At 37.5% G+C, this 15060-nt stretch carries 10 protein-coding genes and 3 tRNA genes; 10 read left to right on the top strand and 3 right to left on the bottom strand.

Annotated elements, in window-relative coordinates; genetic code table 11:
- The first annotated feature begins 244 nt into the window (after positions 1-244).
- The 7 genes from PHT93_RS00995 (at position 245) to PHT93_RS00965 (ending at position 9406) form a co-directional block, all read left to right on the top strand.
- A complete protein-coding gene (locus PHT93_RS00995) occupies positions 245-2821 on the top strand; it encodes an ATP-dependent Clp protease ATP-binding subunit (RefSeq protein WP_300238385.1) in 2577 nt (858 codons plus the stop codon).
- A 150-nt stretch (positions 2822-2971) separates the two neighbouring features.
- Positions 2972-5023, top strand: coding sequence for a molecular chaperone HtpG (gene htpG, locus PHT93_RS00990; protein ID WP_300238383.1), 2052 nt, complete (start codon positions 2972-2974; stop codon positions 5021-5023).
- Between the two features lie 107 nt (positions 5024-5130).
- Positions 5131-7443, top strand: a complete 2313-nt coding sequence (locus PHT93_RS00985; protein ID WP_300238456.1) for a patatin-like phospholipase family protein — start codon at positions 5131-5133, stop codon at positions 7441-7443.
- 72 nt (positions 7444-7515) lie between these two features.
- Positions 7516-7589, top strand: a tRNA-Arg gene (locus PHT93_RS00980).
- A 31-nt stretch (positions 7590-7620) separates the two neighbouring features.
- Positions 7621-7694, top strand: a tRNA-Arg gene (locus PHT93_RS00975).
- A 33-nt stretch (positions 7695-7727) separates the two neighbouring features.
- Positions 7728-7801, top strand: a tRNA-Arg gene (locus tag PHT93_RS00970).
- Between the two features lie 93 nt (positions 7802-7894).
- Entirely contained in the window at positions 7895-9406 is a 1512-nt protein-coding gene (locus tag PHT93_RS00965) for a phosphomethylpyrimidine synthase ThiC (RefSeq protein WP_300238381.1), read from the top strand.
- Here PHT93_RS00965 and PHT93_RS00960 read toward each other — a convergent pair.
- Both PHT93_RS00960 and PHT93_RS00955 read right to left on the bottom strand, forming a co-directional pair.
- A complete protein-coding gene (locus PHT93_RS00960) occupies positions 9399-10259 on the bottom strand; it encodes a patatin family protein (RefSeq protein ID WP_300238379.1) in 861 nt (286 codons plus the stop codon). The two genes, PHT93_RS00965 and PHT93_RS00960, sit on opposite strands and share 8 nt — an antisense overlap.
- An 85-nt stretch (positions 10260-10344) precedes the next feature.
- Complete coding sequence (locus PHT93_RS00955) at positions 10345-10827, bottom strand: hypothetical protein (protein WP_300238377.1); 483 nt, start codon at positions 10825-10827, stop codon at positions 10345-10347.
- A gap of 423 nt (positions 10828-11250) precedes the next feature.
- Here PHT93_RS00955 and PHT93_RS00950 point away from each other — a divergent pair, with 423 nt between their 5' ends.
- Entirely contained in the window at positions 11251-12108 is an 858-nt protein-coding gene (locus PHT93_RS00950; RefSeq protein ID WP_300238374.1) for a phospholipase A, read from the top strand.
- A 6-nt stretch (positions 12109-12114) separates the two neighbouring features.
- Here the strand turns inward: PHT93_RS00950 and PHT93_RS00945 are convergent, their stop codons facing one another.
- Positions 12115-12372: a hypothetical protein gene (locus tag PHT93_RS00945; RefSeq protein ID WP_300238372.1), complete on the bottom strand. Its 258-nt coding sequence runs from the start codon at positions 12370-12372 to the stop codon at positions 12115-12117.
- A gap of 220 nt (positions 12373-12592) precedes the next feature.
- Here PHT93_RS00945 and PHT93_RS00940 point away from each other — a divergent pair, with 220 nt between their 5' ends.
- Positions 12593-13675, top strand: coding sequence for an aldose epimerase family protein (locus PHT93_RS00940; protein ID WP_300238369.1), 1083 nt, complete (start codon positions 12593-12595; stop codon positions 13673-13675).
- A gap of 28 nt (positions 13676-13703) precedes the next feature.
- On the top strand, positions 13704-14990 hold the full coding sequence (locus PHT93_RS00935; RefSeq protein ID WP_300238366.1) for an MFS transporter: 1287 nt from the start codon (positions 13704-13706) through the stop codon (positions 14988-14990).
- The last annotated feature ends 70 nt before the right edge of the window (positions 14991-15060 follow it).

Here is a 15060-nt window from a genome sequence, read left to right as displayed (position 1 = left end):
TTTTATCCTCTATCCCCCCCTTTTCTGTTGATCGGATAATACCTAAAAAGAATTCCGGCATTGACTCGATTTCTCCGGTTTATAAACAATATAGATGCCGACTTCCTGAAACAAGAAAAGAGTTCGGTTAGAATTAATAAATTCTGTTTATATCATTATTAAAGATTAATGGCATAGATTTTGATACTTCTAAGTGTTAGTTTATTAAATTTGCATTGTAGTATATACGTAATAAAAAAACGCTATGAAGAATAATTATACCAAAAGGGTGACAGACGTGATAGAATATAGCAGGGAAGAAGCAATAAGGCTTCAGAACAGCTATATAGGTCCGGAACATCTCATGCTGGGTATCCTGAGGGATGGAACCGGAAGGGCGATTGAGGCGTTGCAAGATATGAATGTTAATATATCCGCTATAAAGAAACAAATTGAAGAGGAAATTAGAAATACAATAGATTCGGATACTCCGATTCAGAATGAAATAGCAATAAGTAAGACATCTGAACGTGTTCTGAGAATGAGCATGCTGGAGTCGCGTGTGTTTAAAAGTGATGATACGGATACGGAACATCTGATGCTGGCTATACTGAAAGAGCAGTTTAATGTTGCCGCACGCGTGCTGAATGAATACGGAGTGTTTTATCGTGAGTTATTCAACAACTTAATAATTGGAACTCCTTTAGAACATTTAAAAAGGAAAGACGAAAATACAGAAACAGAAGAAATCAGCGATGGTTATACGGATGATGAGGACGAAGATGAAGATGAAAGTTTTTCTTCCAGAAAGGAAACTTCTCAACCTTCTTCGGGCACTTCTGCACAGTCTAAATCGCCGAATGATACCCCTGTTTTAGATAATTTCGGGACAGACATGACACGTGCCGCTGCAGAAAACCGGTTAGACCCTATTGTGGGACGTGAGAAAGAGATTGAAAGACTTGCTCAGATATTAAGCCGCCGGAAAAAGAATAATCCGGTGCTGATTGGTGAACCGGGTGTTGGTAAATCGGCTATCGTAGAAGGTTTGGCTCTGCGAATCGTGCAACGTAAAGTTTCTCGTATCCTGTTTGATAAACGCGTAGTGAGTCTTGATATGGCATCCATCGTCGCGGGAACAAAATACAGAGGACAGTTTGAAGAACGTATCAAAGCGATTTTGAACGAGTTGTCTAAGAATCCGCATATTATTCTGTTCATTGATGAAATACACACTATAGTTGGAGCTGGTTCGGCTTCGGGATCAATGGATGCCGCGAATATGCTGAAGCCGGCATTGGCTCGTGGTGAGATTCAATGTATCGGTGCAACAACATTGGATGAGTATCGCAAGAACATAGAAAAAGACGGTGCTTTGGAACGTCGTTTTCAAAAAGTAATCGTTGATCCGACAACGGCTGAAGAAACGTTGCAGATATTGAAAAATATCAAAGAAAGGTATGAAGAACATCATAATGTGATTTATACTGACGATGCGTTATTAGCGTGCGTAAAACTGACTGAACGTTATATCAGCGACCGGAATTTTCCGGACAAGGCTATTGATGCATTGGACGAAGCCGGCTCGCGCGTACATATATCTAATATAACAGTGCCGAAGAGTATTGAGGAATTAGAAGGAAAGATCGAAGAAACGAAGCAACAGAAAATAGCGGCTGTTAAATCTCAGAACTTTGAACTTGCTGCAAGTTTCCGTGATCAGGAACGTCAATTATTAATGCAGCTTGATGCCGCTAAATCCAAATGGGAACGCGAAATGCAGGAACATCGGGAAACGGTAGATGAGGAAAAAGTTGCAGAAGTGGTAGCAATGATGTCCGGCGTACCGGTACAACGTATAGCAAAGGCGGAAAATCTGAAATTGCTCGAAATGGGTGAGGTATTGAAACAAAAGGTAGTCGGGCAGGACGAAGCGGTTCAAAAGATTGTAAAGGCAATACAACGTAATCGCGTAGGGTTGAAAGATCCGAACAAGCCTATCGGCACGTTTATGTTTCTTGGTCCGACAGGAGTCGGAAAGACGCACTTGGCCAAAAAGCTGGCAGAATATCTGTTCGACTCAAGCGATTCGTTGATTCGTATTGACATGAGCGAATATTTAGAGAAGTTTGCCGTCTCCCGTTTGATTGGAGCGCCTCCGGGATATGTCGGATACGAAGAAGGTGGTCAGCTGACAGAAAAAGTACGTAGAAAACCGTACTCTGTTGTCTTGCTGGATGAAATAGAAAAAGCGCATCCGGACGTATTTAACCTCTTATTGCAGGTACTTGATGAAGGACGGCTGACTGACAGTCTTGGCAGACGTATAGACTTCAAGAATACGATCCTGATTCTGACCTCGAATATCGGAACACGTCAATTAAAAGATTTCGGAAGAGGTGTAGGATTCAACACACAAGGTGGTGATGATGTAGATAAAGATTTCTCCCGTAGTGTTATCCAGAAAGCGCTAAACAAAGCGTTTGCCCCCGAATTTCTGAATCGTATCGATGATATAATCATGTTTGATCAGCTTGATAAAGAAGCTATCCATAAAATTATCGACATCGAGTTGGGAGGTCTGTACAAACGTGTTTCTCAATTAGGATATACGTTACAAATTACAGATGACGCGAAAGACTTTATTGCCACCAAAGGGTATGATGTGCAATTTGGAGCCCGTCCTCTAAAGAGAGCAATCCAGAAATATTTAGAAGACGAAATGGCAGAAATGATTATTCGAGCTTCAGTAAACGAAGGAGATACGATTGTAGTAGGTTTTGACAAAGAAAACCAAAAAATAACAACAGAAGTATCTCAATCATTGCCCCAACAAGAATGATGGACAAGGTAGAGACAAGAGGTGTCTTGTCTCTACAACAATGATATAAAAACAGGTCAAAATGTCAGACAGTCATGTCTGGCATTTTTTTTGTCTTTATCCGGGTAATTACAGAAAACAATAACATTAAAACATAAAAGACATTTTATTATGGCAAAACAAGGAAACATAGGTGTTACCTCGGAAAACATTTTCCCTATTATTAAAAAATTCTTGTATAGTGATCACGAAATCTTTCTTCGCGAATTAGTTTCAAATGCAGTGGATGCAACCCAAAAACTAAAGACACTATCGTCGGTCGGCGAATTTAAGGGAGAACTGGGAGATCTGACTGTTCATGTTAAGCTGGGAGAAAACACAATTACGATTTCAGACCGCGGTATTGGAATGACAGCAGAAGAGATTGATAAATACATTAATCAGATCGCATTCTCAGGTGCTGAAGAGTTTGTGGAAAAATATAAAAACAATGCAGCTGCTATTATCGGACATTTCGGTCTGGGATTTTATTCTTCTTTCATGGTTTCTAAAAAGGTAGAAATCGTAACGAAATCGTATAAAGAAGGTGCAGCCGCTGTTAAATGGAGCTGCGATGGCACTCCGGAATATTCATTAGAAGAAACCGAAAAGGCAGATAGAGGTACGGATATTATCTTATACATTGACGATGAGAACAAAGATTTTCTGACTAAAGAGAAAATCAATGGTTTGCTGACAAAATATTGCCGTTTCCTTCCTGTAGAAATCGCATTCGGCAAAAAACAAGAATGGAAAGATGGGAAGTACGTAGATACAGAAAACGATAATATCATCAACGAAACTAAACCGGCCTGGATCCGTAAGCCTTCGGAACTAAAAGACAAGGATTACAAGAAGTTCTATCAGGATCTTTATCCGATGAGTGAAGAACCTCTGTTCTGGATTCACCTGAATGTGGACTATCCGTTCAACCTTACCGGAATCCTTTATTTCCCTCGTATTAAGAGTAATATAGATCTGAACAGAAATAAAATACAATTATACAGCAATCAGGTATTTGTTACCGATTCAGTAGAAGGCATTGTTCCTGAGTTTCTGACTTTATTACATGGTGTGCTTGATTCTCCGGACATTCCGCTAAATGTATCCCGTTCTTATTTGCAGAGTGATCAGAACGTTAAAAAGATATCAAGCCATATCACGAAGAAGGTAGCCGACAGATTAGAAGAAATCTTCAAAGCTGATCGTAAACAGTTTGAAGAGAAATGGGACAGCCTGAAACTATTCATCCAGTACGGAATGCTTAGTGATGAAAAGTTCTATGACCGGGGGGCTAAATTCGCCTTATTAAAAGATGTGGATGGCGCTTACTATACATTCGACGAATATAAAAAGCTGGTTCAGTCTGAACAAACAGATAAAGAAGGTAATTTAGTTTATCTCTATACAAACAGTAAAGACGATCAATACAGCTATATCCAGGCTGCTAAAGATAAGGGATATAATGTATTGATTATGGATGGGCAATTGGATTCGCATGTAATCAGTCAGTTAGAGCAGAAATTCGAGAAAACGCGTTTTGTTCGTGTGGACAGCGATACGATCGAAAACATCATCAAGAAAGAAGATACAGGTAAAGTATCATTGACTGAAGACCAGCAAAAATCATTGACAGAAGTATTCAAAACGTCTATGCCTAAATTAGACAAGACGGAATTCATGGTAACATTTGAGGCTCTTGGAGAAAATGCCAATCCGGTAATGCTGACTCAGAGCGAATATATGAGAAGAATGCGTGAAATGTCGGCCATGCAGCCCGGCATGTCATTCTATGGAGAATTGCCTGATAGCTATAACTTAGTATTAAATACAGACCATACATTGGTAAAGAAAGTTCTGGAAGAAACAGAACAGGCTTGTAAAGAACAGATTACTCCTATTCTGAATGACCTGAAAGGATGGCAAACCCGCCAAACTGATTTGCGCGAAAGTCAGAATAAGAAGAAAGAGGAAGAAATAACAGAACAAGAAAAAGAGGATATGAAATCAACTAATCAGAAAATTGACGAGTTGACGAATCAATACGAATCTATTCTTGCCGAATATGCGCCTAAAAACAAACTGATCAGTCAATTGATTGACCTTGCTTTACTCAGCAACGGGATGTTGAAAGGCGAAGCGCTGAGCAAATTCATCAAACGTAGCGTTCAGTTAATCGGATAAATTCTTTCAATTATACCAAACTCATAGTAAGGCTGCCTAATTTCTGGCAGCCTTTTCTGTTTTATTTCCCGGAATAATCGTTATTTTTGATGAGTAAAATATTCTTTATGGTTCGAAAAACGTTAATTTTTCTTCTATTAATTTCTTCCGTATCTATTAATGCTCAGAAAGTAGGTCTGGTATTAAGCGGAGGTGGAGCAAAAGGTGCTGCTCATATAGGAGTAATCAAGGCGTTAGAGGAAAACAACATACCAATCGATTATATTACGGGAACATCTATCGGTGCGATAATCGGGAGTCTTTACGCCATGGGCTACACTCCGGACGAAATGCTTGAATTACTCCTCTCCGATGAGTTTGGTTATTGGCAGACAGGGACTGTTCAGGACGATTATATTTACTATTTTAAAAAACCTGACCCTAACCCGGAGTTTTTACATTTTTCAATTGATTACACCGATTCCATTCAGGTTCGCACAAATCTTCTTCCGGGAAGCCTTATAAATCCGATTCAAATGAACCAGGCCTTCATTTCATTATTTGCTCAGGCAACTGCTAAGGCGGGGTGGAATTTTGATAACCTGTTCGTTCCTTTTCGTTGTGTAGGTTCAGATATTTACAACAAGAAACCGATCATATTTAAGAATGGAGATTTAGGAGATGCCGTTCGGGCATCAATGACTTTCCCTCTTGTTTTTAAACCTATCTGGAAAGATGGAGTGCCTTTGTTTGACGGAGGTATTTACGATAACTTCCCCATCAACCCGATGCGCGAAGCTTTCCAACCTGATTTTATTTTCGGTTCAGCGGTTGCGGGAACAAAAGTAAAGCCATCACAAAATCTGTATAATCAAATTGAAACAATGATTATGCAAAAAACAGACTATGAAGTACCCGAAGAAGAAGGTATGATGGTCAAATTTGACCTTTCTACTGTTTCTCTGCTCGATTTTCCTAAGGCAAAAGAATTAATGGAAATCGGATACAGGAAAACACTCACGAAAATTGACTCTATCAAGCAACGGGTAACCCGCGAAATGCCGCTCGATTCATTAAATGAAAGAAGACATCAATACAAGGAAGGTTTGCCTCCTCTTATTTTCAAAAACATTTATATTTCCGGCGTTTCCGATTTACAAAAAAAATATATAGAAGCTCAATTACACCGGGATATTGATGATGAATTCACAATGGAGGAATTTCGTCGTGCTTATTTCAAAATGTTGACTTCTTCAAAAATAAAGGAAATTACCCCTCACGCGATTTATAACAGAAAAGAAAAAAAATTCGACCTTTATTTAGATATTGTAATCAAAGAAGAATTAGATATAGCATTTGGAGGAAACATTTCTTCACATCAAGCAAACCAATTATTTGCAGGACTCAGTTATCAATCTTTAGGTGCTTACGCCACAGATCTCAACGCAAACTTTCAGGTAGGAAATTCCTTCAGTGGTTGGTTGTTAAACGGCAGAATGTATTTGCAGACGCGTATCCCTATGTATATCAATCTACAAACGGCTTATTCTTATAAAAAATACTCAGAAAGCCAATCTCTTTTCTACGAAGATGTGGTACCCGCTATCATAAAGCAACAAGAATTATTTGCTAAACTTAAATTAGGGTTCCCTTTCTTGACTTCAGCCAAGGCAGAGGTTGGTTTTACTTATGGACGAGCTACGGATTTGTATTTTCAAAGTTCGAATATCTCTTTTCCGAATGCTTCATCAGACAAAAGTACGTATGATCTATTCAGCGGTTCACTTAACATCGAAGAGAATACGCTTGATGCCAAACAATATCCTATTGCAGGCGAGAAATTATCCATTAACGCGCAATATGTTACCGGCCTTGAAAAATACCATCCGGCGTCAGGAGATTATACCGATACGTATAGTTCTAAAACGCATAGCTGGCTGATGATAAAAGGACATATCCAACATTACAGAGCGCTAAACAATCGTTTTAATTTAGGATACATGGCAGAAGTAGTGGTTTCCAGTAAAAACTTAATGAATAATTATACCTCTTCCATCCTGCAGGCTCCTGCATTTACACCAACTCCGCATAGTATTATTGCTTTCAACGAGGCATTCAGAGCAAACCAATATATTGCAACAGGAATATCTCCGATTATTAAATTAAGTAAACTATTACATTTCAGGACAGACCTCTATGCCTTTTGTCCCATTTATGAAATTCAAAAAGAGATCTCGGTCGTTGAGAACAAAACACTCTTCACTCCGGATTATGGTCCGTTCTTAAAATCATTCAAATATATGGGAGAAGCAGCTATCGTTTTTCAATTACCGTTTGCTTCTATCAGTTTATATGCTAACGGATATAGTTATCCGAAGAAAAATTTTAACTTTGGATTGAATATTGGATATCTGATATTTAACCCAAAGATGTTGGATTAATCGTAAAAACATAACTTATTCTTTTGGGAGAGTAAAAGAAAATACTACCTTTGCACTCGCATTAAGCATATTGGCCGCGTAGCTCAACTGAATAGAGTAGCTGACTACGGATCAGCCGGTTACAGGTTTGAATCCTGTCGCGGTCACCTATTTTCTTTGACATGTTTAAACATTTTTGGCCGCGTAGCTCAACTGAATAGAGTAGCTGACTACGGATCAGCCGGTTACAGGTTTGAATCCTGTCGCGGTCACCTATTTTTTCTTTGACATGTTTAAACATTTTTGGCCGCGTAGCTCAACTGAATAGAGTAGCTGACTACGGATCAGCCGGTTACAGGTTTGAATCCTGTCGCGGTCACGTTTTATATAACACAAAGCAACGTTGGAATTAGTTATTTCCAACGTTTTTTATTTATCTTAATCGCCATTTTAGAGGTACGGATAGAAACATATGGCTACCAAGAAAAACATACGGATTAATTTTCCTGCTTCAGAAAAAGTTTATATTCGGGGTGAAATGAACCGGATACAAGTTGGCGTGCGGAGAGTAACTCTTTCCGATACTGTTTTCATTGATAAAAACGGAAAAAAAAGTGTAAAGAAAAACAATCCGGTAATTCTTTATGATACAACGGGACCGTATTCTGACTCTAAAATTGAGCTAACTACATCGACAGGAATCCCCAGAATAAAAGAGGAATGGAATATTCGAAGAAAAGATCAGATTCGGATTAACAACAAATTGATCGCTAAACAGGGCAAAAATATCACCCAAATGTTTTATGCCAAGCGAAGAATTATTACGCCGGAAATGGAATATGTTGCCATTCGTGAGAATCAGCAGGTTGAAGAACTTGGACTAAAGTCTCATATCACTCCCGATTTTGTTCGCAAAGAAATTGCAGCCGGACGTGCAGTAATCCCGTCAAACATCAATCATCCGGAAGCCGAACCAATGATTATCGGTAAAAACTTCTTAGTAAAAGTTGCCACCCGAATTTGTTATGAACAGGCAGCATTAGTTCCGGAAAAAGAAATGGAGAAAATTGCCTGGTTTTGTAAATGGGGAAATGATTTGTTTCTGGAAAACGAAGAAGATGCCCAACACACCGATACCCGTGAATTCATTTTGCGCCACTCTCCTATCCCTTATGCCTCTACTCCGATTTTTGACGCGTTGAAACAAGTCGGTACTATCGATAATCTTACCTGGAAAGTATTTCGTGAAGTCATTGTCAATCAAGCGGAACAAGGAGTAGATTGCTTCTGTATTCATGCAGGGTTATTAAAAAAACATTCTAAGCATACAGATGTACGACTGACAGGAATTACTGATCCTGCCGGACTTCTCCTTAAAGAATGGATGAAGATTACTAATAAAGAAAATTTTCTCTACACTCACTTTACTGATATATGTGAGATACTCAAACAATATGATATTACATTGGTGTTGAGCAGTGCACTACGTTCGGCATCTATATATGATTCAAATGATGCCGCTCAATTTGCAGAACTCCGGGTTTTGGGAGAGGTAGCAAAAAGAGCGAAGGAGCATTTTATACAAACTATCGTAGAAGGTCCGGGACATACACCATTAAATAAAATACAGGAAGGGATTAAAGAACAGCAATATATTTGTCAACAGATTCCTTTTTTCTCTTCGACTCCGGTAAGCACTGACATTGCTCCGGGACAGGAGTACATTTCTTCTGCAATTGGTGCAGCGCAAATAGCATGGCAAGGAGTTTCTTTAATTGCAGATCAGACATCATACTCGGACAAAGAAAGAATAAAAGACAAACTTATCGCCCACAAAATAGCAGCACATTCCGCAGATATTGCTAAAGGACATCCCGGATCACAAGTTCGTGATAACGCTTTAAGTAAAGCCCGGTTTGATGGTAGGAAAAAAGATGTATGCAACTTATCTGTCGATCCTGCAAAAACAGCCAAGTTTATATAATATTTTGAATTAAGCCTTCCTGAAGCAGTTTTGTTTTAGCAGATTCATACCCTTCCGTATAAAGCGCAGCTAATTTAGACACACTCCTTTCCGTACGTGTCACATTCAATTTCTGAAGGGGGCGAATTACAATAACATCCTTGTTCTGCTCTAATGATTCCACATATTCGATCTGTTCATTATAACTCTTATATCGAAGTTGTAATTGTTGCCTTAATTCCGGATATTTTTTATAAACAAAGCCGGGAAGATAAAAATCTTTATTCTTCTTTCTATATCCCTTATTTCGTGTTAGTACTACTATATTTTTTCTGTTTCCATCCAACATTGATTTACAAACAGGTATAGAATCACATACTCCTCCATCAACCATCGGTACACCATCTACATAAGTGAGTGGACACATCACAGGTAACGAACAAGAAGCACGAACAATTGAAACTAAGCGTTTTTCATCCGACTTTTCTTCAAAATATTCCGCTTTACCTGTTAAGCAATTACTGGCAACAACAACAAAGCGTTCTCTAACATCAAAATATTTTTTAAAATCAAAGGGGTAATACTTTTCAGGAAAAGCATTAAAAAGAAAGTCCATATCAATCACCCCCTTACCTCTTAACATGGGCAATAGTCCGACATATTTATATTCTTTCATTAAGTCCACATACGAATAACGAGAACGCCCTCTTTGACGTGAGAGATAAGAGATGCCATTGCTTGCTCCGGCAGAAACGCCTATTGTATAAGGAAACCAGATTTGATTATCCATAAAAAAATCAAGCACTCCAGCCGTAAATGCGCATCGCATCCCTCCTCCCTCTAAGACTAATCCGGTATAACCTTCCATATACACTGAAATATAAATTAAAAAACAAACATACGTTTTTTATTATGTTGAAAAGTTTTGGCAACCACCCATCATAAAAACCTATTAAAAATCATTTAATATTAAACAGTGAAGAAAGTTGTTCTTTCGTATAAAGTTGTTGAATAAGAATCAACACCTCTCGCTGTTTAATAGTCAGAATATATTCATTCAATAAATCATCTTCTATATACAAAATCATCAGATTTACAAAACGAACAATTGAGCCAACCATCTTTAACGAATTAATTATTGAGGCTCCTCCGTCATTTATATTTTTCAATTCATCGTCAGAAAAAAGAGAATAAATTTCTGATAAATCCAGATTATTATAAACCAAAATCTGAGATTTTTCAAGAGCTTTTATTTCACATCTCATATTCTGAGGAAGAAAAAACATTTCTTCAGAATTAACACTTACTTCATTCGCTTCACATCGAATTGCTAATTTCCCTTCTTTAAGAAAAAATAAAGAATTTGAAAAATCACCATCATCAATGATTAATTCATCTTTTTTTAAGGTTAAATAGTTAAACCTAAGAGTCTTTTTTTCCATACATTTATTACTATCGTTTGCCTGATACAAATTCAATTTATTAATCAATAGAGAATCAGCAAAGATGTTTTATATTAATAAGAATTTAATTAAACGCTTCTTTTACTCGATAAAAATATAATTTTTTAAAGAGACTACTATTATTTTTGATCTGTGTTTTTTTGTTTTAGTTCCATTTCACAATCAAACCTTCAATTTTATTTTCGACATTCAAACAAATCAACATATAAAAGCTCTAAAAACTCCATTTTCAAACAAAACCGGTTTATTAGATACTTTTTTCATAAAAAAATATTCTTTCACTACGAAGAAGGCGAATGAGATAATCACACATTGTTTTAGCGGATATATATAATAGTTGAGACCAAAATGAAACAAAAAATATTTGTACTTTTGCATCTTTAATTCTTGAACGATATAATAATGTCTTACTATAAAATAATAAAAGCTACCGTTTTAGCTCTATCTCTTTTATTTCTTAACAACTCTGTTTACGCGCAAAACATTTTATCTGATTTTTCTTATAACACGAAAGATGTTGATAGCATCCGTGCGGAGTTAGACAAAGGGGCAACATTTACTGCATTTAAAGACAATTCAGGGCTTATTGGAACAACGATAGGCTCAAAACCAACAAGCACCAACTCTGATGCAAAATTTCAATTAAGCATCATGCAACGTTTCACAAACAGTAATTTATTGTGGAACTCTCATTTCTTCTTTCAACTGACAGTAAGTACCTTTTTAAATGTATTCGAACCTTCTTTTCCTTTACATGACATGAGTATTAATCCCGGATTCGGATTTAATAAGTACTTATTTAAAGATGGGAAATATGTAGGACAGGGATATGTTATGCTGGAACATGAGTCAAACGGATTTGACAGCATTCAGTCACGTAGCTGGAATAAGATCTCTGCAGCTGCAACCGTCCAAATGACCAGAAACTGGGAGTTTCAGGCTAAAGGATGGATACCTATTGTTGACGGACGTTATTCTCAGGACATCTTACAATATATGGGGTTATTCTATGTCGGTTCAACCTTTAGCACTAATAATAAGAGGTTAAACCTATCAGTAATGCTTACTCCTACTTATAGGAAACGTCTCGGAATTAATTCGCAATGTGAATTAAATTTCAGAGTAATGAAAAAACAGCCCGTTTATGCGATCATACAATACTATAACGGCTACGGAGAAAATCTATTAGACTACAATATATATAAAAGCAGACTTCGTATAGGTTTTGCATTCAAGCCAAGAGACTTTAACAGATTCTAAGGTAATCTATTCACAAGGCTCTTCTTGTTTCTTCCGAAAAGCACGTGCACCGAGAAACTGCCCTAACACAGCTAAGGCTATAAATAAGGGTATATATAAACGAGGAGTCCCCAGCCAAATTCTCATTGCAATAATAAAAGGAATAGATGCATGAACCACTAACCACCAAGGTAGAGACAGTTTTTTATAGCGCGTTCGCCATCGCCCTAAAGGTATATTTAGTAAGAATGCAAGTATTGAGACAGCTATAATTTCTATAGTCATTGAATTAATCTTTATTCAGCAGCGACAAATATACAAATATCCTTATTACCTCACCAATCCTGCAAAGAAAGCACTACGGAAAGTTCATTTCCTAACAATTCAATATAAAATATTGTAGAATAAACAAAAAACGAAATCATGCTACACAACATCTTTTTAATCTATCAGCAAATGCAGAAGAGAAGTAATTTTACAAGCGTTTAATAACTTTATAATATACATGAAAAACAAAATAGCTCTATCAGGTTTGCATGTGACTAATTTTTGCAAACAAATAGATGGAAAAAACACGACGCTATGCATATTATCAAATAAAAATGGCGTAGAACTTACTATTACGAATTACGGCGCTAAGATAGTATCTCTTATGGTTCCTGATAAAAACGGGAAATTAACGGATGTAGTGACCGGACATAATAGTATTGAAGAGTACCTCACTTCGCAAGAGCCTTATTTCGGAGCAGTATGCGGTCGTTATGGGAATCGTATAGCAAAAGGTAAATTTGTATTAGATGGTATCGAATACGATAAACTTGCGATAAACAATGGACCGAATAATTTACACGGAGGAATAAAAGGGTTCAACTTCAAAGTATGGGATATAGAAGAAGTAACTGATCAGTCAGTAACCCTAAAATATATCTCTGCAGACGGAGAAGAAGGTTTTCCGGGGGAATTAATCACAACAGTGACCTATTCTCTGACAGATAATAATGAGGTAGAGATCTCGTACCATGCGGTAACAGACAAACCAACGGTTTTAAATCTCACCAACCATTCTTATTTCAATCTTTCCGGAGCCGGGGATCCTTCTATCGGAGATCATTTATTAACGATAAATGCGGATTATTATCTGCCAACAGATAGTACGGCAATTCCTTACGGACAGAAAGAGAAAGTAGCAGGAACTCCAATGGACTTCCGCACTCCGCACGAGGTTGGATCACGTATTAATGAAGATTTTGAACAACTTGAATTCGGAAACGGGTATGATCATACCTATATATTAAATAAAGAAGGGAACGAATTGTCTTTCTGTGCACGATGTGTATCTCCTAAAACGGGTATTATAATGGAAACTTATACAACGGAACCGGGAGTGCAACTATACACAGGCAATTGGATGACGGGGCATTTCGCAGGAAAATGCAGACAACGCTATCCGGCCCGTGCCGCTTTATGCTTGGAAACCCAACATTTTCCGGACAGTCCGAACAAACCGGAGTATCCATCAACAGTTCTTCGTCCCGGAGAAGAGTTTATTAGCAAAACAATTTATAAATTTGCCATTCAATCATTGTAATCTATTAACAATCTAAATAATCTAAAAAATGACACAACAGAACAAACAAAATTATTTGCTACCCATAATCATTATGGTGTTCTTGTTTGGTATGATCTCATTCGTTACCAACTTAGCAGCCCCTATGGGCAAAATCTTAACCACCCAATTTGATGTATCCCCTGCAATGGGATTATTGGGTAACTTGGCAAACTTTATTGCTTATGCTGTAATGGGTATTCCGGGTGGAATCATGTTAGAAAGATTAGGTTATAAGAAAACAGCATTAATTGCTATTGCAATTGGATTGATTGGTGTTTTTATTCAATATTTATCAGGAGGTCAACAAAGTTTCGTTATTTATTTAATTGGTGCATTCGTTGCGGGATTCTCCATGTGTCTTCTTAACATGGTGGTTAACCCAATGTTGAACACTCTCGGTGGAGGTGGTAACAAAGGTAACCAGTTAATTCAGGTAGGTGGTTCTTTCAACTCTGTTATGGGAACATTAACTCCTATGTTAGTAGGTGTCCTTGTAGGTGAAATCACAAAATCAACAAGTATTGCAGACGTTTATCCTGTACTTTATATTGCTATGGGTGTATTTGCATTTGCATTCATTGTATTGTCAGTATCAACTTTACCGGAACCGCATGCAGAAAAAGCAAAAGAGCCGCTAAGCACATTAATGTTAGGTGCATTAAAGTTCCGTCACTTTGTACTTGGAGCTATTGCAATCTTCGTTTACGTAGGTGTTGAAGTAGGTACTCCGGGTGTTCTTGACCTTTGGTTAGTTAAAGAAATTGGCATCGCTCCTACTATTTCCGGATTTGTTTGCGGAACATATTGGTTCCTTATGCTTATCGGTCGTTTGGTCGGTGCTTCCATTGGTAGCAAAGTATCCAGTAAGATAATGCTTACCGTGACCTCTGCTATAGGAGCTCTTCTTGTTGCATTGGCGATGTTCTTACCGGTTTCAACATTAGTAAATGTACCGGTATTACAAACAGATGCACTCGGAGCATTAGGATTCGGTTTTGCAGAAGTTCCAATCAACGCACTCTTCTTGTTATTAGTAGGCTTGTGTACATCTATCATGTGGGGTGGTATCTTTAACCTTGCGGTTGAAGGTTTAGGAAAATATTTAGCTGCAGCTTCGGGTCTTTTCATGGTACTTGTTTGCGGTGGTGGTATTTTACCTTGGATACAAGGACTTATCGTTCCTGTAGCAGGTTATCAATTCTCTTATATCGTAATTTTACTTGGTCTTGCCTATCTGTTATATTATGCATTGATCGGTAGTAAAAACGTAAACAAAGATATTCCTGTAGAATAATCAATAAAAAAATCTAAATATTTTTTATGAGAAGAAATTATCTGATACCTTTAAACAGTATTAGATAATT

The sequence above is a fragment of the Massilibacteroides sp. genome, from assembly GCF_028705895.1.
GTDB lineage: Bacteria > Bacteroidota > Bacteroidia > Bacteroidales > Tannerellaceae > Massilibacteroides.
The sequence above is the reverse complement of the archived record's forward strand: the minus strand, read 5'-3'. Positions and strand labels throughout refer to the sequence as shown.

Excerpts from the sequence above, each read along its gene's own strand:
- PHT93_RS00995 (WP_300238385.1), top strand. The coding sequence starts at position 245 with ATGAAGAATAATTATACCAAAAGGGTGACAGACGTGATAGAATATAGC.
- htpG (WP_300238383.1), top strand. The coding sequence starts at position 2,972 with ATGGCAAAACAAGGAAACATAGGTGTTACCTCGGAAAACATTTTCCCT.
- PHT93_RS00985 (WP_300238456.1), top strand. The coding sequence starts at position 5,131 with ATGGTTCGAAAAACGTTAATTTTTCTTCTATTAATTTCTTCCGTATCT.
- PHT93_RS00965 (WP_300238381.1), top strand. The coding sequence starts at position 7,895 with ATGGCTACCAAGAAAAACATACGGATTAATTTTCCTGCTTCAGAAAAA.
- PHT93_RS00955 (WP_300238377.1), bottom strand. The coding sequence starts at position 10,827 with ATGGAAAAAAAGACTCTTAGGTTTAACTATTTAACCTTAAAAAAAGAT.
- PHT93_RS00950 (WP_300238374.1), top strand. The coding sequence starts at position 11,251 with ATGTCTTACTATAAAATAATAAAAGCTACCGTTTTAGCTCTATCTCTT.
- PHT93_RS00945 (WP_300238372.1), bottom strand. The coding sequence starts at position 12,372 with ATGACTATAGAAATTATAGCTGTCTCAATACTTGCATTCTTACTAAAT.
- PHT93_RS00940 (WP_300238369.1), top strand. The coding sequence starts at position 12,593 with ATGAAAAACAAAATAGCTCTATCAGGTTTGCATGTGACTAATTTTTGC.
- PHT93_RS00935 (WP_300238366.1), top strand. The coding sequence starts at position 13,704 with ATGACACAACAGAACAAACAAAATTATTTGCTACCCATAATCATTATG.